Raw genomic sequence first — 21,559 nt, 5'->3', positions numbered from 1 at the left:
AAAAAGTGTTTTGGAAATTTTTAAAATATTTCCAAAACACCTTTTTAATTATTATGATAATTTTCGTGTTCCCTCTCCTATACCGCTAAAATAAAAACTTGGTTCATATCCTATAACTTTTTTATATTCCCGGCTAACTTCTTCTTTAAACTTGTCCAATTCAGTCTTTTTAACTAGTGCTATAGCACATCCACCAAATCCTGCACCTGTCATCCTTGCTCCTATGCATCCTTCTATTTTTAACGCCTCATAAACTATAGTATCTAGTTCCTTGCCCGTAACTTCATATAATTCTTTTAATGAATTATGTGATTCAATTAATAAATTTCCAAACTCTCTTAAATTGCCATTATTCAATGCCTCAAATGCCTTTTTTACTCTTATATTTTCAAAAACTACATGCTTTACTCTTCTTCTTAAAACTTCATCTTTTAATAATGTCTCATATTGCTGAAAATCTTTTTTTGAAAGCTCACACAAATTACTTATATTTTTTTCTTTTATTATAATATCTAATGCCTTATCACATTCACTTCTTCGCTCATTATACTTAGACTCATTTAATGCTCTTCTTTTATTTGTATTCATAAGTACTAGGGTATATTCTTTTAAATCTATATCTGCATACATATAATCTAAAGTATTACAGTTTAACAAAATAGCCTTATTTTTTTTACCCATACCTACCGCAAATTGATCCATAATTCCACAATTTACGCCAACAAATTTATTTTCAGCTTTTTGAGAGAACTTAACTAAATCTATCATATTAATTTTTCCATTATTAAATAGTACATTTACAATATGTGCTATTAAAACTTCTAAAGATGCTGATGAAGATAGGCCTGCACCATTAGGTATATCACCACTAATTAATATATCCATCCCGCTAGCTTTATATCCTTTGTCCATTATTACTTTAATTACTCCTTTAGGGTAATTTGCCCAATCATCCTCTTGCTTATATTCAATTGAATTTATATCCACTTCTATCTGTAATTTAAAATTGGTAGATGATAATTTAACCTTAGAATCATTCCTTTTTCTAACTAAAGCATATGTTCCAAAATCTAAAGCACAAGGAAAAACAAGTCCTCCATTATAGTCTATATGTTCACCTATAAGATTTACTCTTCCTGGTGAATGAAAATATTGTATCTCATCTGTAGAGTTATTGCCATAAACCTCAATAAATTTCTCTTTAAGTTCATTACATTCCATGTTATAACTCCCTTTATATCAAATCTATTTATTATTTTTTTTATCTTTATCTAAAAATCTTTCGTATGCTTCTCTTAATTCTTGCGATGTTTCTTCTACCGCTCTTGGATTACATGCCGCCCAAGCCCCTGTCTCAGATGAAGCATTGAATTTAATTTTATCCTTAGATCTTAATGGTGGATAAAATTCTACATGAAAGTGATAATATTCATCATAATTTCCATATTCCTCGGAATTAACAGGGGCTTGATGTATACACATCATATATGGAAATTTTCTATCAAACAAAGAATCAAATGTACCAGATATTTTTCTTAGAATATCAGCAAAATTAGTTTTAGATCTATCACTAAAATCAATCATTTTTGAATAATGTTCTTTTGATGTAATATATACCCCATAAGGATAATCTGTAAAGAAAGGTATATATGCTATAAAATCTTCATTTTCCATAACTACTCTTTCTTTAAACTCTTTTTCTTCCTTATTCATTCTACAAATTAAGCACTCATCGTTATCTTCATAATATTTCTTACAATTATGTAATTCTTTTTGTATCTTTAATGGCATTACAGAATAGCCATAAATTTGACCGTGTGGGTGTGGCATGGTAACCCCTACTTCTTCACCTCTATTCTCGAATTCAAAAATATATTTAATTTTTTTATTTTCTGATAACTTCATGTATCTTTCACACCATAAATCCACTAATTTTCTTACATGCGAAAGTGATAGCTCACTTAAAACCGCATTATGTTTTTTTGAATAAAGAATGACTTCACACTTACCATAACATTCTTTAGTTTTATAAAATCCACTTCCAACATTATCTGGCACAGGTGGATTCATACTTAAGGCTGGGAAATCATTATCATATTCATAAACTTCAAAATCCACTGGAACCTTTCCTGACTGTGGACAAAATGGACACCAATTTTTAGGCATTTGTGGTCTATTTTGTCTATGTGATGCAACCATTGTCCAATCCCCTAATAAGGGATTCCATCTTAATTCTGCCATAACCAACCGCTCCCTTACTTAACACATAAATTTAAATTTATTTCTAAAAATATTATATCATATGCATTAATTGCGAGTAAAACAAAAAAAGCATAAAATAATTGCTATATATATGATATATATAGCAATATTTTGTGCTTAAATAGTATATACTTTTAAATTATTTATAAGGTTTATTACAACTTTCTTTTATTATCAATTTTGAAGATATTGTTATATGAACTTTACTTTTATTTTGAGTTTCTATTAATTTAATTATATAACTACTTGCTTTTTTAGAAAGTTCTTCTACATTTTGATCAATTGAACTTATCATTGGTACCGTAATATTAGATATTAATGTATTATCACAACCTATAATAGATAATTCCTCGGGAATCTTAATATTAAATTTCTTGCAATAATTTAATATTCCAATTGCTATTAAATCATTAGCCGCTAGAATTGCTGTAGGTTTCTTGTTATCTTCTAAAAACCTCTTAAATTCACTTTCCGTTCTATTTACCAAGTCGCCATTAATTCCCGCACCATTACCAGGTACAATTAATTCTTTCTTATATTCCATGTTATATTGTTCCCTTATACTTTCATATGCTTGTGTTTTCGCCTCATAAGAAACACTTCTTTCACCCTTTGCAAATAAAATTTCTTTATGGCCTAAATCTATCAAATATTTAAATGCCTCCTTAATTCCATTTCCAGAATTAAAACATATATAATTATACCCTTCTATTTTCTCCATTGCATTTACGATAATTAAAGGAATGTTTCGGGAGATTTCTTTATAAAATTCACTTTCTAAACATTGTCTTGATGGATCTATAATAATAATTCCATCCACTTGTCTAGCAATTAAATTATGCACTAAATCCTCTTCTTCCTTTGCATCTCCATCCATGATTCCCAAGAAGATACTGTATCCTCTTTTTTTAAGTTCATTTTCTATGACTTCTATAATGTCACAAATAAAAAAACTTGTAATACATGAAACTATTAATCCTATAATATGAGTTTTTTTAGTTATTAAACCTCTCGCCATAATATTAGGTCTATAATTAAGCTTTTTTATAGCTTTCTCGATCTTTTCTCTTGTTTCCTTTTTAACTGGATAATTATTATTTATAACTCTTGAAACAGTTGTAATAGACACTCCTGCTTCTCTAGCAACATCATTTATAGTAACCGTCATTCCTCTCACCTTCTTTAATTTTATTTTTCACTTAACTTTTTTACTTATTTTTAATATTAAATTTTACTTACTTCATTTGCATATATCTATCTTATATTTAATATTTTTTACAAATGCCCAAAAAAAATTCATATTTTCTATAAACTTTTTATTCATATAAAACATATATATTTCTTATTTTGGGTAACCTAATTTTGTAATGACTTTTAAGGAGGTGTATCTCTTTTTTAAAGAGAAATTTAAAATGTCACATAAAAATAATAAAAACAGTAAAGATAATAAAAAATCCAAGCAAAAAACAAGAGCTCAACTTCAAAAAATGAAGTGTGAAACTGCAAATGAACTGGGTACAAATAACGAGTCTAAAAAATTAGGTAAAAGCGCTGAAAAATGTAATAAGTAATAAAAAGGCTTACTTCATTTTTGTTTGAAGTAAGCCTTTTTTTAAAAAATAACACATATATATTCTAAATGTCCCTTAATAGAATAATAAGTATTTTTATCTATATATATAGTATCACCATCTATTAATTCAATGTCTTCATTATATCCATATAAATCTTTTATAATTCCCTTTCCACTTACAATATATATAATTTCAAACTTATCTCTATTAAATGTTTCCATTTTATCTTCTAATAGGACCTTTTTAATTATAAAATCTTCACTATTAAAAACTTCTAATCTTTTTAGCTTATTAATATCTAAATTCTTTTCTAATCTAATTACATCGCTAGCTTTTTTTACATGAAGTTCTCTTCCTCTATTATAATCATATATTCTATACGTTATATTACTATTTTGTTGAATTTCAAGTAATTTTACTCCTCCACCAATAGCATGTATGACCCCTGATGGAATATAGATAAATTCACCCGGTTTAACGAATACCTTATTTAAATATTTCTCTATTTTGCCATTGTACAAAATTTGATTCAATTCTTGTTCACTAATTTCATGCTTTAATCCACAATATAGAAACGCATCTTTATTGGCACTTAATATATACCAACATTCATTTTTTCCTCTATCATGTTCAACCACCTTTGCATACTGATCATCTGGATGAACTTGAATAGATAATTTTTTCTCTGCCTTTATAGTCTTTATAAGAAGAGGGAATGGTTTATATTCTAAATAACTCCATAAGGTTTTTCCTTTAAATATCCCATTCTCTATTATACATTCTCCTTCATTATGGCAACATAAATTCCATCTTTCATATCCCCATGGCTTCTCTTTATAAACAGCCGACAACTTAAAAATATTTTGCTTCATTGTAAGAAAAACACTCCCTAAATTACTTCTATTAGTAGAATATTCAAGGAGTGTTTATCTGGTTAATGTTTTTTTATTTTATTAACATAATAATATACTGGTAATCCCAGTACAGTGATGCCAATTCCTATAACCGAATTAATAGGATTACTTATTAAGGTGCTAATTATTATGTATATTCCTCCACCCATTCCGATTAACGGTACTATAGGATAAAATGGCACTTTATATGTGTCTTTATTATTATACTTTTTTCTTAATACAAATACTCCTGAAACTCCCATTATAAAAAATATCCAAGTTATAAATATTAACATATCTGTTAAAGCATCAAAACTTCCACTAAATATATATATTAAGGCCAATATACCTTGAAAAATCAAAGCATTGCTTGGAGTATCAAACCTACTATGTTTTTGCCCAAGAATATGAGAAAAAGGAAGTTGTCTTTTTTGCCCCATTGAAAATGGAACTCTTCCACCTGTCATAACATATCCATTTAATGTTCCTAATACTGATACCATAATTCCTGCAACTACAAAGATTGCTCCACCTGTTCCAAAAATTTTTATAGCAGCATCTGTAGCGGGTTGTTTAGACGTTATTATACCATTAAATGATATTATTTTTAACAATGCAAAATTAAATACTGCATAAATAACAATAACTGATAAAACTCCTATAATTATTGCTTTAGGTAGATTTTTTTTAGGATTGTCCATCTCTTCCGCTATGTTAGTAACTCCAAACCATCCATCATATGCCCATAATGTTCCTAATATAGCAGCTCCTAAATTGCTATAAGTTATAGTACTTGTCATATTTATAGGATTTCCAACCTCACCCTTTATAAATCCAAATAATATAATTAAAACTATTGGAATTAACTTTCCTATAGTTGAAAATACTTGTATCATTCCTCCAAATTTAGTACTTACTACATTTAAAATAAGAATAAAAATTAATATTGAACTAGCAAGTATTTTTACTTGCATATTATTCATTGAAATAAAAAAACATGCAAAATTTGCAAATGCTATGGCTAAAGCGGCGGCGGCGGCGGGATAAGATATTATTGTTTGTACCCATCCTAACAAAAATCCTGTTTTCTCATCATATAATTCTTCTAAATATACATATAATCCACCTGTTTTAGGTATTGAAGATGCTATTTCTGAAATAGTTAATGCAGAACATAGAGTTATTAATCCACCTAGAATCCAGGCTACCATTCCTCTTAATGCAGACCCTGCACTCCCAAAAACAACACCAGATTTTAAAAATATTCCTGATCCTATTATCATTCCTATTACAACTGAAATTGCATCAACGAATGTAATAGATTTTTTCAAATTATTTCCCATCACTTTCCTCCTCAAATTACATTTTTGTAACTTTAGCCTTTGCTCTTTTAAAATTTTATTTAACTATTTTATCATATTTTAATTTGATTTAAAATATTTTTCTATTTTCTAATAGTTTTATTTTTTTGTCGAAAATTGCATATACTAGTTATATTTAATCATATCTATAGATATTACAAATAAATAATATGTTGAAAATAGATTTTATTTATATTATGATTAATACAGTAACAATTTTTAAATGATTATGTTTATCAATTAATTAATAAAAAGAGAGGTATAAATTTTATGTCAGCTGTAAATATGAGTAACGACGCTCTTAATGAATTTAAAAAACTTTTAGCAGACAATCAAATTGAAACTGATACTGTTAGATTAGTTATATCAGGTGTTGGTTGAGGAGGTCCTCAATTTGGTCTTGTTCTGGATGAACAAAAAGATACTGATAATGTAACAAAAATAGAAGATCTTACTTTCCTAGTAGAAAAACAAATAACAGATGAATTTGGTTGCTTAACAATAAAATCTAGCAATGAAAATGGATATGATGGATTATCTATCGAACCAGAAATTGCACCTGAAAGTGGATGCTCTAGTTGTTCTAGTTGCGGTGAATAATTAAAAAAGTTCTTAAAGTAATTATATTTTTACTTTAAGAACTTTTATTTTTATAAAAACTTATCATATTCTTTCATATCTTTTAATTGATTAACTAAGTGTTTAATCTCTTGGTCTTTGTTTTTATCCATGACTAATATAACATCTCCAGTATCTACAATAACTAGATTACTTAGTCCAAATCCAATAACAAGTTTTTTACCACCAAAGACCGCACATTCTTCACATTCCTCCATAAAAACTTTTCCCTTTACATTATTACCTGCCGATTTTCCTAAAAATCTACTTAAAGCTGAATAACTTCCTATATCATCCCATGAGAAATCACATTTAACTAAATAAGCTTTTCTTGTTTTTTGCATTATCCCAAAATCTACTGAAATGCCTTCTATAAGATTATATTGTTCTTCTGTAATTTCTTCTTCTTCAGGTGTATCTATATTTTGATAGATTAACATTAACCTTTTATACATTTTAGGAATATATTTTTCCATTTCTCTTAAAAATACATCTGCTCTCCATACAAACATACCACTATTCCAAAGATATGTGTCTTTTAACAAAAGATCTTTTGCAACTTCTAAATTAGGTTTTTCTAAAAATCTTTCAACCTTATAAGTTGGTACATTTCCTTCTACTCTATCTCCCATTTGAATATATCCGTATCCCGTTTCAGGTCTTCTAGGTGTAATCCCCATTGTTACAAGACCTCTTTTTCTTGTTGCAATATTTACAGCTTGATCCATACTATCTATAAATCGTTTTTCTCCATTAATATAATGATCTGATGGAAGAACTATCATTGTGGCATCTTTATCCTTTTTTAATAACTTAATAGCCGAAAGCCCTATACATGTAGCAGTTTCTTTATTGCCTTTATAGTTTTCTATTTTTTAAATTTAAAATATATTTTCAGTGCTTTTTCTCTACTAATTTTATTTTCTATTACAACAATTTTTTCTATGAAATACTCTACAAAACTTCTATCGATTTCTTCAACATTTAATACCTTATCAATTTCATACTTATATAATTTTTTTATTTCATCAGTATTTGAATTTTTATTAATTACTTCTGCAATTTTATTTTTTTTATTCTCCATTTTACTTTGATTATTTTGTATTTTATCTAATAATTTTTTAAAATTTTTTTCTGTTATAATGCCATTTACCTTATCTTTATATAATTCCTCTAAACTTTTTTCTAATTTCATTAATTGTTTTTCTATAAGCATAAGTTCTCTATAAAGATTGCTCCGTAAATTAACTTTATCTATTTTTTTATAATAATTTTCTCTATTAAATTTATTATAGAAACTCTCCCTAAGCTTAATTTGTATTAGTTGATCTAAAAATTCCTCTTTTATACTATGTGCTGTACATATTCCTCCACCTCGTTGAGAATTGGTGCATTTATATCCTTTATAATTAATCCTATAGGTCATCTTTCCTCCACACTCATTACATTTTAATACCGTAGAAAAAGGATGAACTATCCCATTTTTATATCTGTAATTTTTTCCTCTTTTTATAATTAATTTCTGAACCCTATAAAAGGTTTCCTTATCCACAATCCCTTTGAATTCTCCTCCATAAACCCATTCTTCCTTTGAAGTTCTTTTTACCTTTTTAGCCTTATAACTAACTTTCTTCCATCTTTGTTGTACCATAATTCCACCATATTTAGGATTTTTCAATATAGAAGAAATAGTATTTTTATTCCATTTAGTCGTTAAGTTATTTTTAAAATTTGCAAGCCTAGCTGAAGGTGGCTCTATCCCCTGTGCATTTAAACATTCCGCTATCTTTGTTAATCCATATCCGTCTAAATACAAATTAAAAATTTCCTTGACAACCTCTGTAGTTTCATCATTGGCTGGTACTAATTTTATAGTTTTTACATCTCCATTATAATATTCTAAGAACTTATAGCCATAAGGGGGTTTACTAGCTATAGATGATCCTCTAATCATTCTTTCCTTTAGTGCACTTTTAACTCTTTTACTGCAATCCTTAATATACATCTCATTTAAAATATTTTTAAATGGAATTATATCATCAAACTCATTTTCAGTATCTACATTATCTAATACACTTACAAATCTAACCTCTTTTATTTTAAAATATTCTTCTAAATAATATCCTGCCAAAATATAGTTACGTGAAAATCGTGATAAATCCCTAGTAAGAACCATATTAATTCTTTTATCATCTATATCCTGTTTTAGCTTTTGAAAACTTTCTCTATCAAAAGTAGATCCTGATACTCCTTTATCCTTATAAATTTCAATTAAGTTATACTTATTATTTTTATCTTCTTTCCTCTTTAGTTCTAACCATTTTTTTAAATTTGCTATTTGAGAAGGAATAGATTCACTTTGGACTTTTTTATCTGTACTTACCCTAACATAAATTCCAACATTCCAAACCTTATTCATCTATATCCTCTCCCTCTAATAGAGAAGATGTTTTCTTTAATCTTCTACTTAATTTATCTATTCTCTCATCGATTAGCTCGTCCACTATTTTTTCTAAGGATTCTTTGCCATAATATACATCTACTTTTATTTTGTCTTTCTCCATAATAACCCCTATTTTATTGCTATTATTATATTAGTATTAATTACATATCTAATTTATTAATATTTTATAAAATAAAAAAATAAAAGCCACTTATTATCCTAAGTGACTTTTTATGAAATAGTTTTTAACTTTATTTTTTAGCTAAATATTTTCTTATATCAAATGCAACTGCGGCTATAATTATAATACCCTTTATTACCTGTTGCCAGTAAGCTGACACCCCAAGAATAACCATTCCATTATTTAATACTTCAAATATTAGAACACCTGTAATTATTCCTGAAACCTTACCAATACCACCTGATGTAGAAACTCCCCCTATAGTAGCTGCTGCTATAGCGTCTAATTCATACATTAATCCATAGTTATTAGTAGCTCCACCTGTTCTTGCTGCTAACAATGCACCTGCTAGTCCATATAATGCACCTGCTAAAGCATATACCTTAATTAAAGTTGTATTAATATTTACTCCTGAAACTTCAGCTGCTGCTGGATTCCCTCCTATAGCATATATATTTTTTCCAAAACGTGTCTTATTTAAAATAAACCACATAACTAAAGATACAACAATAGCTATTATTATAAGATTTGGTATACCTAACATTTTACCTGATGCAATAGTAGTAAAGTCATTTCTTAATCCGCCAATAGGTTGTGCATTTGTATAAATACATGCTACCCCATATACAATAACCATTGTACCTAATGTAGCTATAAATGGTGGTACTTTTAAATACGCTACAACCACACCATTAATTAATCCTATTAATAATCCAACAGCAATAGCTATTAGTATAGGAAATATTAAAGGCATATTTGGTAAATTTCCAAATAACTTATATGCATAATCTGGTTTTTGTAACAAGGATGCTGCTATGCAGGCAGTTAATCCAACTGTACGTCCTGCTGATAAGTCTGTACCTCTTGTGATTAATGCACCACCAACACCTAGTGCAATGATTATACGAACTGATGATATTATTAAAACATTAGTTATATTACCCATTGATAAAAAGCTACTGTCTAAAATTCCTATACTAAAAAATAATACCACAAGAACTATATATATAGCATACTTACTAGTAAAATTCTTAAATGATTTCTTCTTTAAAGACTTTGTGGCTAATTCATTCATTCTTTAAAGTCCTCCTTAATACTAAAATTGAGTAGCATAATTCATAATTAATTCTTGATTTGCTTCCTTACCATTTAGAACTTTGGTCATCTTTCCATTACACATAACCATTATTCTATCTGACATTCCTAAAAGCTCAGACATCTCTGAAGATATCATTATAATGCTTTTGCCCTTTTTGGCTAAATCAGCTATTATGCAATAAATTTCATACTTCGCCCCAACATCTATCCCCCTTGTTGGTTCATCAAGTATTAAAATATCAGGATCAGTTAAAAGCCAACGAGAAAATAATACTTTTTGTTGGTTTCCTCCTGATAAATGTTGAATTTGAGTTTTTGAAGATGGTGTTTTTATTCTAAGTTTTTTTATGTTATCTTCTACAACTTGTTCTCCCATCTTTTTATCAAGATAAATTCCACCCTTTAAATATTTTTTTAAAGAAGCTATTAGCATATTCTCTTCAATTGATAACACAGGAATAATACCTGTTGAACGACGTTCCTCTGTTAAAAGAGCTATTTTATGTTTTTTAGCATCTATAGGACTATTTATTTTAACTTGTTCCCCATTAATTATAAGCTTGCCCTTAGAAATATTTCTAAGACCAAAAATAGCTTCCACCATTTCAGTTCTTTGAGCACCAACTAAACCAGCTATACCTAAAATTTCCCCTTTTCTAAGTTCAAAATTAATATCTTTAAAAGACTTCGAATTAATTGATGTAAAATCCTCTACCTTCATTACCACATCTGTAGGTTTATTTTCTTTTTTAGGAAAACGATTAGTCAAACTTCTTCCTACCATTTTAGAAATTATTAAATCTGTTGTTAATCCACTTGCTTCCCATGTACCTATGTATTTACCATCTCTCATTATTGTTACATCATCTGCTATTTCTAGAATTTCTTCCATCTTATGTGATATATAAATAATAGAAACACCTTGTTTTCTAAGTTTATTGATAATTTTAAATAGACCTTCAACCTCTGATTCAGTCAACGAAGATGTAGGTTCATCCATAACTATAACTTTAGAATTATAAGAAACAGCCTTTGCTATTTCTACCCCTTGCACTTGTGATACAGATAAATTAGCCATAAGTGTATCTGGTTTTATATCCATACTTACACTTTTTAACAATTCCTCTGTGTCCTTATACATCTTTTTCTCATCAACAACTTTTATAATTCCATAATTTTTTACAGGATATCTTCCTAACCATATATTTTCCATAACACTTCTATATGGTATAGGATGAAGTTCTTGATGTATCATTGAAATTCCATTATCCAAAGCTTCCTTTGAAGTTTTAAATTGAACTTCTTTACCATCTAATATAACTTTACCTTCATCTGGATTGTAGATTCCAAAAATACATTTCATTAAGGTAGATTTACCTGCTCCATTTTCCCCCATAAGAGCATGCACTGAGCCTTTTTTAATATTTATACTTACATCATCTAATGCTTTTACCCCTGGAAAGCTCTTGGATATATTCTTCATTTCTAATATATATTCTTGTGCCATAGCTTCACCTCTTTCAGCATTTTAAAAACTTCTATATTTTATTATTGCTTAAGAAGACATTCTTCTTAAGCAATAATAATCATTTAATATTTAAATTACTATTTAACTTTTGAAACATTTTCCTTTGTTATTGGTTGATATGGAACCCATTTATATTTACCATCTGTAATTCCTTCTATATCTTTAGCAACATCTTCTTTTTTAGCTAAGTCATAAGCCATATCTAAAATATATTTTCCTTGATTGTTAGCATCATTTAGAATAGTTCCATATAATTTATCTTCTTTTAATGAATCTAATGCTGGTGCCGTAGCATCAACCCCTACTACTGGAATAGATTTTTTACCATTAAAATATCCTGCAGCTTTTAAAGCTTCGATAGCACCCAATGCCATATCATCATTATTAGCAAATACTGCTTCTATTTTATCTCCATAGGATGAAAGCCAAGCAGCCATTTTTTCTTGACCTTGAGCACGTTGCCAATTAGCTGTATCACTAGCTAATTTTTCTGATTTTATTCCAGCTTCATCAAGAGCTTTAACTGAAAATTGAGTACGTAATATAGCATCTTGGTGACCTGGTTCTCCTTCTAACATAACATATTGAAGTTTTCCATCTTTATTTCTATCTGCCTCTTTATGTTTTTTCCAATACTCTCCTATTAGTTCTCCTTGCATTGTTCCGGATTCTTCAGCCTTAGCACCTACATAATAAAGCTTATCCCATTTATTCATATCTTCCTTTACAGGTTCTCTGTTAAAAAAGACTACTGGAATATCTTCTTTTTTAGCCTTATCAATAATTACAGATGCCGCTGTACGGTCAACCATGTTAACTGCTAAAACATCATATTTTTGATTTATAAAAGTGTCTATTTGGTCATTTTGAGTTGCTTGTTGTCCTTGACCATCAACTGGATTAACTGTAATTTTTACATCTTTTTCTTTTCCTAATGTTTGTGCTTCTTTTTCTATAGCCTGTCTTACTGTTGAAATAAATGTATCATCAAATTTATATAATGCTACACCAACTTTTATTTCTTTTCCATTTTTAGATTGTTCTTTCCCCTTTGCATCATTTTTTGAACATCCTACAAATCCTGTAGTTAACATTGCTGTAACAGCTATAAGAGAAACTAATTTTCTTAACCCCTTCATTTTTAAAACCCTCCTGTAAAATTTCTTTAATTTTCCGTTAATTTCTATCATAATCATAAATCTTATGAAAAATAAATAAAATACAATCCTTTGTTATCTTTCTTCAATTTATTGTGTATTTCAATAACAAAAAAATGCTATATAGCATTATACTATATAACATTTATACTATACTTTTATATTCAGTTGGACTCATTCCTTCCGCTTTTTTAAATACTCTACTAAAATAATTAGGATCACTATACCCAACAGTATAACATATTTCCTTTATATTATATCTTCCATCCTTAAGCATTTCTTTAGCTTTTGAAATTCTATACTCTGTTAGATAATCAATGAAATTAATTCCTACTTTTTCTTTAAAAACCTTGCTCAAATGATAAGTACTTAAATTCACCTCTGATGCTATCAATTCTAAAGTTATCTCCTTATTAAAATTATTATTTATATATTTTAAAGCTTCCTTCACTATTTTGTTATTTTCTTTTTCTTCATCTTTTTGTGCTATATTCTCTTGAAATTTTTGTGCTACATTTTTTTCAGATTTGTCATACTCTACATTTTCTTTTTCATATAGAATAATCTTATTTTTTTCACTACATTTAATAATAGAATCTTTAGCCTCCTTATATGATTGCTTTAAATTCTCTATTCCTTCTTTAATTGTTCCAATACCAATATATGTATTAATGTCAAATCTTTCACACATGTAATGTAATAACCTTCTTGCTATAACTAAACAATCCTGACTTTCTTTTGTATATTCTTTCTTTACTTCACAAAATACACAAATTACTTCCATATCTATTTGATATACTAAAGAATTGCAAAACCCTCTATAAAACTCATCTATATATTCTTTTATTTTTTCTATATTTTCACATGTATCACTTCTCTTTTTTACTAAAACACAATATCCTAAACCTAAATCCATATGCAACATTTCCAAATATTGCTTGTAATTCACTAACTGTAATCTATCATATATTATTCCATTAGAAATTTCATTTTTTATAGCTGGTAATACAGAATATAATTTTTCTTTTAGCTCTAATTCTTTAATTCTTTTATCTCTATTTCTTTCCAGCTCTATAATAGCATTTTTAATCTTTTCAGTTATATCTTCTTTGTTAAAAGGTTTTAAAATATATTCTTTTACATTACATTCCATAGCCTCTCTAGCATAACTAAAATAATCATATGCTGAAATAATAATAAAATATGTATCACTAAAATTCTTTCTAATTTCTTTAATTGCCTCTATACCATTTATACCTGGCATCTTTATATCCATAATTATTACTTGTGGTTTTATTTTTTCAGATATCTCAATAGCCTCTCTCCCATTCTTAGCTTCTGATATCTGAAATGTATCCTTATAATTTTTTTGAATCAATGTCCTTAGAGCTCTTCTTTCTATCTCTTCATCATCTGCAATTAAAAGATTATACATCCCCTTATCCCCCCATAGGTATCTTTAAATTTATTTCTGTTCCTTTTCCTATTTCACTAAATATATTAATAACATCCTCATTATCAAAATAAAGCCTTAACCTACTAATTACATTGGAAACACCTAAACCTGTTGTATGACCCTTGGTCTTAGAAACATCATTTCCTTTTAATATTTTTTCTATCTGTTCCTTAGTCATTCCAATACCACTATCTTTTATCTTCACAATACAGTTATCTCTTATTCTTCTAGCCGTAACTTCAATTACCCCTCCCTCTTCCTTATTTTCTATGCCGTGAATTAAAGCATTTTCTACCATAGGTTGTAATATCATTCCTGGTAACTTGACTTTTAACACACTTTTATCGATATCAACATTAAATTTTACCCTATCTCCAAACCTACATTCTTGAATATATATATATTGTTTTATAATATCGATTTCCTTTTCTACAGTTGTCACATGATCTATTGTATTTAAACTATATCTTAAAAGTTCTGCTAAAGAATTTATCATTTTCTCTGTATTTTCAGCCTCTTCTTCCATAGCTGTAATAACAATAATATTTAATGTATTAAATAAAAAATGAGGATTTATTTGTGACTGTAGCATTTTTAATCTAGACTCTTTTAGCATATTTTGAGCCATTAAATTTTTTAACTCTTCTTCTCCCAACTTTTTTTCTATATCTGCTTTTTCTTTCATTTTATTAATAAATTTATGGATTTCATCTACCATGGTATTAAATCCCATTGTAACTACATCTAATTCATATATATTAGAATTTTTAAGTTCAGGAATATTAAATTCTCCTGTAGCAACTTTATACGCAGATTCTGTTAACTGATTCAAAGGTTTAGTTACACCTTTTTCTATAGATACAGCAAAATATACTCCACTTAAAACCATAAATCCTAATATTACCAGTATTATTTTATTCTGAATTTTATTAGATTCCGTAATCGATTTACTTAATTCTTCACTATACTTTAAATATTCATTTTGCAAATCATTGGTATACTCAACAATAAAATTTGTTATGTCTCTTGTTTCTTTTAATTTAGAATAAAATATTTCACCTCTATCATATATATAAAAATTCAAAATAGAATCATTAGATACCTCTTTATAACTATCTAATGTATTTCCTATATTTTTTATAAGCATTTCTTCTTCCATAGAATTATTTACTTTTTGTAAACCAATATTCTGCAAATATTTAAAACTATCTCTACACACTTGATAATGGATAGCATAATTTTTAAGATCACTATCTGTTTTAGTTGAAAAATATTGTTCTAAAAAATTTTCTGAACTCAATATTTCTTTTTTTATATTATCTATTTTAAAAACCCTATCTATCATCTCTGTATGTACATTTTCTAAAGACCTTATGCTACTTAAAGAATAAATGTTTATAACAAGAGTAGATATAAGAAGGATCAATGTAAAACTTAATAATCTAAATTTCAAACTATTTATATGTAATACTGTTTTTATATTTACCTTCATTTTAATTCACTTAATTTCTTATGTTTATTTTTATATTTTTTTATATTTTTTTTAGTAATGACTTCTACAGGCGATATAAAATTTTTCACCTGCTTACCTTCCAAAAAATCCATCATTGTATTAACCGCCTTATATCCAAGTTCATATGCATCTGGCGCAATTGTAGCATATATTAACCCTTGATTTATATATTCTAAAGTTTCATCAAAAGCATCAAATCCTATAATTTGAACCTTTCCCTTTAACTTAATATCTGAAATTGCCCTAGCTGCCCCTATACTATCTAATGCACTAGTACAAATTATTGCCTTTACATATGGATATTCTTTTAATATTTTCTTAGTCACAAGTTCAGATTCCAAAAGATATGAATTAGAAGATTCTATAGATAAAAGTTCTATTTTTTCATATTGCTTTACATAATCTTTAACTCCTTTAACTCGCTCTATTTGATTTATATTATTTTTTCCACCCATTATTATAGCAATCTCACCTTCCCCCTTTAATTTATCAATTAAAGTTTTTGCAGCTAATCTTCCTGCATTATAATTATTGATTCCTATGTAGGCTTGTCTAGAAGAATCTTTTACATCACTATCTATTGTCATAACAGCTATTCCCTTATCCTTAGCTTTCTCTATAGATTTTTTCATTTTCTCTTCTTGTAGAACATAAGTTAAAATTCCATCCTGTTTAGATGCTATTCCTTTGTTCATTAGTCTAATATTTTCTACAATATAATTCCCCTCTGCACCATTGTATTCTAAAAAACAATTTCTATCTCTTGCAGCTTCTTCAGCCCCACTTTTTATATTAATCCAATAAGGATTTGTTTTTATATGTGCCAATAACATAATTCTCTTTTTATCCTCACTTACATTTTTATCAATATTATGGGGGGAATTTTTAAATGTAAAAAATATTGTTATCGCACTAATAATTATAACAACTCCTACAAAAAAAATTTTAAATCCTTTCAAAAGCTCACCCCATTTATTTTTTAATTAACTTAATCTTCTCCATATTCTAAAATTAATTATATCATAAATGTAATTTATATATAATATAAGCAAAAAAGACCCTTAGGGTCTTTAAAGAGGTTTCTTTATTGGCTGGTTCAACAAATATATTTTCTTCTTTTATTTCTGGTAACTCTTTAGTTACTTTAGAATAATAACCTTTATTAGTAACAATATAAATATTTTCCTTTGGTACCACAGGAGAAATTCTATCTATAGTATTTTTTAAAAAACTTTTCCCATTTATAATATTTAAAAATTGCTTAGGATTTTCATTTCTTGATAGAGGATACAATCTTGTACCTTTTCCTCCTGCTAATATTAAGGCATATAGCACTAAAAAACACCTCTGTAAATTAGTTATACACTATATTATGAAACATTTATAAAAGTAGTGAATACTTTCACCTTTACTTTAAGTTATAACAATATTATATAAGTATATCTTTTTTCTTAAATGTAATATGTGCTATAGCATAACAAATAACTCCCCATATCACTAATACAGTTACTGCTTTTCCTACTCCAACACTAGGATCACCTAATTGATGTATTAAGTTTCCACTTACAATTCCACCAGCATCTGAATATGATAAAAAACAATATGGCATAAATTTATTAAAAAATGATATTCCAGATCCTAAAAATTGAATTCCTATAATAGATATTATAGAAGCAGCCATAGATACCATACTACTCTTAACAATTGTTGAAAACATAAATGCAAAAGAACAACAAATTATTATATACAATACTTGTAATAATATTAATAACATCGCTATTTTCCAAATTGGCATTAGCCTAGAAGAATTAATCACAGGAATAATATCATGGGCTCCTTGTAAATTAATAGTTTTATCAAACATGTACTTAATACCATATATAACTGGTTCATTAGGATTACCAAAGCCTTTAGTCAATCCTATCCCTAAGAAAAACAAAAACTCTCCACTTAAAATCATTGTTACTGCTGTTATAATTAAAGCAATAAACTTAGATAATAATACCTTACCTCTTGATATAGGTTGTATAAGCAAAAACTTCATAGTAGCTGGTGTATACTCCCCTGATACCATATCTGAAGAAAAAATTATAATTCCAAAAGTTAAAAATGTTACACCTAAAACTTCTATAACACGCTTAAGAAAATTAAATCCATTCAGCATATATGCTGGTGTGGGCTTTACATTATTTTTTAAATAATATTTATTTAACTGAATTTCACCTCTAAGTTCTTCTAAACACTTATCATGTTCTTTTTTTCTAGACTCATATTCTGTTTGTAAACTTTTAAGTTCTATTTCCTTTTTTTCTTTCCAATCAACATTTTTATTTGTTCTAATTTCTTGTCTTAAAATCTCTATTTGTTCATTTAAACTTGTAATTTCTTCATTGTATCTTGCTTCTATACTTTTAACTTCTTTTGGATATTGTTTCTTTTCACTTTCACAACTTTCTTTTGAAGCTCTTAAATTTTCTTGAAGTTGTTCTAATTTAAATTGAGGCTTTTCATTATTTATGCCATTCTTTTCCCCTTTATATTCCGAGAATGTAAAACATCCTAGTAAAAGTATAAAACCTATAAAAATTACCCAAGTCTTAGGCTTACCTAATAATTTAGTAATCTCATTTTTTATTAAAACCAACATTATCTTTCTCCCCCTTCTACTAATTCCATATATCTTTGTTCAACACCTTTATGCTTGATGTAAAATTCTAAAAGTTCTACATCGTTATTAACCAATAATTTTATAGTAGAAGAAACTTTTTTCATATCTACGACAATATTTATTAACTCCTTATCTTCTTTAATACTTCTAACATCTTCTAATGTATTTAGCACATTTTTACATTTGTCTTTATTTTTAGAATGTATAACTAATGTTATATTATTTTGTTCTTCTTCATTTTCTTTTAAACTTTCGATAGATTGAATTTGGCCTTTTTTTATAAAAGCAACAGTATCACATAATTCTTGAACTTCACTTAATATATGTGATGATATAAATACAGCTGTACCTCTTTTTCTAGCTGCTGTTCTGACTATTTCTCTAAAGTCTAATATTCCCGATGGATCTAATCCATTTGTAGGCTCATCTAATATTAATAATTTAGGATTAGATATTAGTGCCGCTCCAAGTCCTAATCTTTGTTTCATACCCAAAGAATACTTTTTAACTTTTAAATCTATTTTTTCTTTTAATCCTATAGTTTCGATTATTTCATCAACTTCTTTTTTAGATATTCCTCTAATTCTAGCTATCTGCATTAAATTTTCTCTTCCTGAAAGATAGGTATATAACTCTGGATTTTCTACTACTGCTCCAACCTGTTCAAGTGCTTTTTCCCTATTCTTACTTAAATCATTTCCCATAATACTAATACTTCCTTTGGTTGGATGTATTAGTCCTACTAACATTCTTATAGTAGTAGTTTTTCCTGCACCATTAGGCCCTAAAAATCCAAAAATCTCCCCTTCTTTTACCGAAAAATCTATTCCCTGTATTATTTCACTCTTTCCTAAAGTTTTATATAATCCCTTTACTTCTAAAACATTCATATCCTCTCTCCTCCCTTTTAAATAAATTTTAATGTACAAATACCTAAATGTAAATAATTTCAATGTCTATTTAAGTTTATCTTAACTTTAACGTAAGATTTTAATACTTTCTTAAGAATTTTTTCTAATTTAAATGAAAAAAACACAATAATAAAATGTGAAAACATTTTATTATTGTGTTTTTATAACTAATATTACATCTTATTCTGCTTTATTTTCTTTTTCCTTAACCTTATCTTCTTTTATATCTTTATTTTTAAGTTGCTTATTATCTTTTTTAACTTTTTCCTTTTTATCTTCTTTTTCTTTTATAGTTGCCACTTCAAATCTAAAACCATTTTTATCATTCATTTGAACTAAAATTTCAAAATCATCATTATTATCTTCATCATTAACAATTTCTTTTCTTTCTTTTGTTGGAATCTTGTCTGCAAAAGTTCTAAAAAGTTCTTCTTTAAAATATTCTGCATCTATTCTTGGAAAACCAGATAAAAGTTCAAATCCATGTTCTAATGCCTCTTTAGTTTCTTCTATATTATATTTAAAATAATATTTTCCAGTTCTCTTGCATAATTCTCCTATTTTAAATTCCTTTTGTTCTTCATTTCTCCAAAATAAATATAATGTTTCTTTTTGTTCTATACCCACTACTCTACACCTCTTTATAAATTTTATACTAGCTCAAAAAAGCTCTTTCCTTCATCAATACTTTCTACATGGAAAAATTCACAAACTGTTGCCCCTATATCGCTTAAACTTTCTCTCAACCCTATACTATTACTTTTAAGTTGTTTTTTGTATACAATAACAGGTACTTTTTCTCTTGTATGTCTTCCATGACCTATAGTTGGATCATTACCATGATCTGCTGTTATAATAAATAAATCATCATCATTTATTATATTTTTAATTTCACCAATAAAACTATCAATTATTTCTAATTGTTTTCCATATAAATTTTTATCTTGAAGATGACCAGCTAGATCGGTTTCTTGTATATTTATAAATAAAAAACCTTCATTAAAATCTTCTAATATTTTTAAGGTTTTTTTTATTATATCACTAGTATGTATTCCTGACACTTTTTTTATGTTATTCATACTTATAATATCACTAACTTTTCCTACTAAAACTACAGGTATGTTATTTTCTACAAGCTTCTTAATACAATGTCCTTCATTACTTATACCAGCACCTAAATGAACTACTTTGTACCCTCTATTATACAAATTGGCTTTTTCGGCATTTATACCAATATATTCATTAAATCTTATTTCTATGCACTCTTTTAGCTCTTCTAAATTTATATTACACTTTACAACAGCTATTCTAGGTATCTCTACCACTTCTCTTACTTTTTTGCCTATTTCCAATACAACATTAAAATCTGAATTTTCATCTCCTAAGACAGTATATAATTGTCCTTTTTCCCCCTCTATATTATCCGAAATTATTACCTTATTGTCTACTATTAAATAAGATTTATTAAGTTTTTTCTCTACGTTAACACTATAACCGCTGTTTCTTAAAAAATTATATATTTTATCTATATACTCAGAAAATGATTTTAAAATAGGTTTTGTAAGTTTTGCTCCTACAATTTCATAATGTCCATAAAAAGAATCGGCACCTTCATGCTTTAAATTACTAACTCCCCAAATACAATTATTACTCTTTTTAAATGACTCAACCTCTTCTCCTAAACAATTTATTAATCCTAAATTTTCTAGGTTGTTTAACTTTAACATAGAATTATGTTCAAGTACATGTTTTAAGGTATTACTTCCTATATCATTAGGTCTATCTTTTTTTACATCATCCATTTCTCCAATTCCTAAACTGTCAATTACAAGAAGAATTGCTCTTTTCATAAAATCACCTTCTTATGTTTATAATTCTACTCTTAGAACTTAAATA

General features: G+C 27.4%; 18 protein-coding genes and 2 pseudogenes. 1 reads left to right on the top strand and 19 read right to left on the bottom strand.

Translation table 11 applies throughout. From position 1 onward, the window contains the following. Positions 1 to 51 precede the first annotated feature (51 nt). The 3 genes from QOZ93_RS00295 to QOZ93_RS00285 form a co-directional block, all read right to left on the bottom strand. Positions 52 to 1,221, bottom strand: a complete 1,170-nt coding sequence (locus QOZ93_RS00295; protein WP_307354683.1) for a galactokinase — start codon at positions 1,219 to 1,221, stop codon at positions 52 to 54. Positions 1,222 to 1,245: 24 nt separating this feature from the next. Continuing rightward, the gene (gene galT, locus QOZ93_RS00290) at positions 1,246 to 2,241 is read right to left on the bottom strand and encodes a galactose-1-phosphate uridylyltransferase (protein ID WP_307354682.1); all 996 of its coding nucleotides are present in this window, start codon (positions 2,239 to 2,241) and stop codon (positions 1,246 to 1,248) included. Between the two features lie 160 nt (positions 2,242 to 2,401). Next, positions 2,402 to 3,430: a LacI family DNA-binding transcriptional regulator gene (locus tag QOZ93_RS00285; RefSeq protein WP_307354681.1), complete on the bottom strand. Its 1,029-nt coding sequence runs from the start codon at positions 3,428 to 3,430 to the stop codon at positions 2,402 to 2,404. Positions 3,431 to 3,674: 244 nt separating this feature from the next. Between QOZ93_RS00285 and QOZ93_RS00280 the strand changes: the two genes are divergently transcribed. Next, a complete protein-coding gene (locus QOZ93_RS00280; protein ID WP_307354680.1) occupies positions 3,675 to 3,833 on the top strand; it encodes a small, acid-soluble spore protein, alpha/beta type in 159 nt (52 codons plus the stop codon). Between the two features lie 41 nt (positions 3,834 to 3,874). Here QOZ93_RS00280 and QOZ93_RS00275 read toward each other — a convergent pair whose 3' ends face one another. The 16 genes and pseudogenes from QOZ93_RS00275 to QOZ93_RS00200 all read right to left on the bottom strand — a co-directional run bounded on the left by QOZ93_RS00275 (position 3,875) and on the right by QOZ93_RS00200 (position 21,513). Beyond that, entirely contained in the window at positions 3,875 to 4,708 is an 834-nt protein-coding gene (locus tag QOZ93_RS00275) for a type I phosphomannose isomerase catalytic subunit (protein WP_307354679.1), read from the bottom strand. 62 nt (positions 4,709 to 4,770) lie between these two features. Continuing rightward, the gene (locus QOZ93_RS00270; RefSeq protein ID WP_307354678.1) at positions 4,771 to 6,072 is read right to left on the bottom strand and encodes an APC family permease; all 1,302 of its coding nucleotides are present in this window, start codon (positions 6,070 to 6,072) and stop codon (positions 4,771 to 4,773) included. A 668-nt stretch (positions 6,073 to 6,740) separates the two neighbouring features. After that, a pseudogene (locus QOZ93_RS00265) lies at positions 6,741 to 7,562 on the bottom strand (mannose-1-phosphate guanylyltransferase); the annotation flags it as partial. Between the two features lie 14 nt (positions 7,563 to 7,576). Continuing rightward, the gene (locus QOZ93_RS00260) at positions 7,577 to 9,127 is read right to left on the bottom strand and encodes a recombinase family protein (protein ID WP_307354677.1); all 1,551 of its coding nucleotides are present in this window, start codon (positions 9,125 to 9,127) and stop codon (positions 7,577 to 7,579) included. Then, positions 9,120 to 9,272 carry a hypothetical protein gene (locus QOZ93_RS00255; RefSeq protein WP_162630413.1) on the bottom strand — a complete coding sequence of 51 codons (153 nt, stop codon included), beginning with the start codon at positions 9,270 to 9,272 and terminating at the stop codon, positions 9,120 to 9,122. The genes QOZ93_RS00260 and QOZ93_RS00255 overlap by 8 nt, the downstream gene beginning before the upstream one ends. 130 nt (positions 9,273 to 9,402) lie before the next feature. Further along, on the bottom strand, positions 9,403 to 10,407 hold the full coding sequence (gene mglC, locus QOZ93_RS00250) for a galactose/methyl galactoside ABC transporter permease MglC (protein ID WP_111943941.1): 1,005 nt from the start codon (positions 10,405 to 10,407) through the stop codon (positions 9,403 to 9,405). Between the two features lie 21 nt (positions 10,408 to 10,428). Next, a complete protein-coding gene (locus QOZ93_RS00245) occupies positions 10,429 to 11,937 on the bottom strand; it encodes a sugar ABC transporter ATP-binding protein (RefSeq protein ID WP_307354676.1) in 1,509 nt (502 codons plus the stop codon). A gap of 98 nt (positions 11,938 to 12,035) precedes the next feature. Then, positions 12,036 to 13,097 (bottom strand): galactose ABC transporter substrate-binding protein, encoded by a 1,062-nt coding sequence (locus tag QOZ93_RS00240; RefSeq protein WP_307354675.1) that lies wholly within the window; start codon positions 13,095 to 13,097, stop codon positions 12,036 to 12,038. A gap of 163 nt (positions 13,098 to 13,260) precedes the next feature. Continuing rightward, positions 13,261 to 14,550 carry a response regulator gene (locus QOZ93_RS00235; protein WP_307354674.1) on the bottom strand — a complete coding sequence of 430 codons (1,290 nt, stop codon included), beginning with the start codon at positions 14,548 to 14,550 and terminating at the stop codon, positions 13,261 to 13,263. A gap of 4 nt (positions 14,551 to 14,554) precedes the next feature. Continuing rightward, positions 14,555 to 15,916, bottom strand: a complete 1,362-nt coding sequence (locus QOZ93_RS00230) for a sensor histidine kinase (RefSeq protein ID WP_307354673.1) — start codon at positions 15,914 to 15,916, stop codon at positions 14,555 to 14,557. A 143-nt stretch (positions 15,917 to 16,059) separates the two neighbouring features. Beyond that, positions 16,060 to 17,043 (bottom strand): substrate-binding domain-containing protein, encoded by a 984-nt coding sequence (locus QOZ93_RS00225; RefSeq protein ID WP_307354672.1) that lies wholly within the window; start codon positions 17,041 to 17,043, stop codon positions 16,060 to 16,062. A 115-nt stretch (positions 17,044 to 17,158) separates the two neighbouring features. Next, a pseudogene (locus QOZ93_RS00220) lies at positions 17,159 to 17,419 on the bottom strand (sugar phosphate nucleotidyltransferase); the annotation flags it as partial. Positions 17,420 to 17,513: 94 nt separating this feature from the next. Beyond that, on the bottom strand, positions 17,514 to 18,731 hold the full coding sequence (locus QOZ93_RS00215; protein WP_307354671.1) for an ABC transporter permease subunit: 1,218 nt from the start codon (positions 18,729 to 18,731) through the stop codon (positions 17,514 to 17,516). Beyond that, positions 18,731 to 19,642, bottom strand: coding sequence for an ABC transporter ATP-binding protein (locus QOZ93_RS00210; protein WP_307354670.1), 912 nt, complete (start codon positions 19,640 to 19,642; stop codon positions 18,731 to 18,733). The genes QOZ93_RS00215 and QOZ93_RS00210 overlap by 1 nt, the downstream gene beginning before the upstream one ends. A 201-nt stretch (positions 19,643 to 19,843) precedes the next feature. Further along, positions 19,844 to 20,290: a hypothetical protein gene (locus tag QOZ93_RS00205; RefSeq protein ID WP_307354669.1), complete on the bottom strand. Its 447-nt coding sequence runs from the start codon at positions 20,288 to 20,290 to the stop codon at positions 19,844 to 19,846. 23 nt (positions 20,291 to 20,313) lie between these two features. Further along, positions 20,314 to 21,513, bottom strand: coding sequence for a phosphopentomutase (locus QOZ93_RS00200; RefSeq protein WP_307354668.1), 1,200 nt, complete (start codon positions 21,511 to 21,513; stop codon positions 20,314 to 20,316). Positions 21,514 to 21,559 lie beyond the last annotated feature (46 nt).

The sequence above is a fragment of the Hathewaya limosa genome (assembly GCF_030815255.1).
In the GTDB taxonomy this organism is placed as follows: domain Bacteria; phylum Bacillota; class Clostridia; order Clostridiales; family Clostridiaceae; genus Hathewaya; species Hathewaya limosa.
The sequence above is the reverse complement of the archived record's forward strand: the minus strand, read 5'-3'. Positions and strand labels throughout refer to the sequence as shown.

Coding starts and splice junctions, on each gene's coding strand:
- QOZ93_RS00295 (WP_307354683.1), bottom strand. CDS start 1,221: ATGGAATGTAATGAACTTAAAGAGAAATTTATTGAGGTTTATGGCAAT.
- galT (WP_307354682.1), bottom strand. CDS start 2,241: ATGGCAGAATTAAGATGGAATCCCTTATTAGGGGATTGGACAATGGTT.
- QOZ93_RS00285 (WP_307354681.1), bottom strand. CDS start 3,430: ATGACGGTTACTATAAATGATGTTGCTAGAGAAGCAGGAGTGTCTATT.
- QOZ93_RS00280 (WP_307354680.1), top strand. CDS start 3,675: ATGTCACATAAAAATAATAAAAACAGTAAAGATAATAAAAAATCCAAG.
- QOZ93_RS00275 (WP_307354679.1), bottom strand. CDS start 4,708: ATGAAGCAAAATATTTTTAAGTTGTCGGCTGTTTATAAAGAGAAGCCA.
- QOZ93_RS00270 (WP_307354678.1), bottom strand. CDS start 6,072: ATGGGAAATAATTTGAAAAAATCTATTACATTCGTTGATGCAATTTCA.
- QOZ93_RS00260 (WP_307354677.1), bottom strand. CDS start 9,127: ATGAATAAGGTTTGGAATGTTGGAATTTATGTTAGGGTAAGTACAGAT.
- QOZ93_RS00255 (WP_162630413.1), bottom strand. CDS start 9,272: ATGGAGAAAGACAAAATAAAAGTAGATGTATATTATGGCAAAGAATCC.
- mglC (WP_111943941.1), bottom strand. CDS start 10,407: ATGAATGAATTAGCCACAAAGTCTTTAAAGAAGAAATCATTTAAGAAT.
- QOZ93_RS00245 (WP_307354676.1), bottom strand. CDS start 11,937: ATGGCACAAGAATATATATTAGAAATGAAGAATATATCCAAGAGCTTT.
- QOZ93_RS00240 (WP_307354675.1), bottom strand. CDS start 13,097: ATGAAGGGGTTAAGAAAATTAGTTTCTCTTATAGCTGTTACAGCAATG.
- QOZ93_RS00235 (WP_307354674.1), bottom strand. CDS start 14,550: ATGTATAATCTTTTAATTGCAGATGATGAAGAGATAGAAAGAAGAGCT.
- QOZ93_RS00230 (WP_307354673.1), bottom strand. CDS start 15,916: ATGATAGATAGGGTTTTTAAAATAGATAATATAAAAAAAGAAATATTG.
- QOZ93_RS00215 (WP_307354671.1), bottom strand. CDS start 18,731: ATGTTGGTTTTAATAAAAAATGAGATTACTAAATTATTAGGTAAGCCT.
- QOZ93_RS00210 (WP_307354670.1), bottom strand. CDS start 19,642: ATGAATGTTTTAGAAGTAAAGGGATTATATAAAACTTTAGGAAAGAGT.
- QOZ93_RS00200 (WP_307354668.1), bottom strand. CDS start 21,513: ATGAAAAGAGCAATTCTTCTTGTAATTGACAGTTTAGGAATTGGAGAA.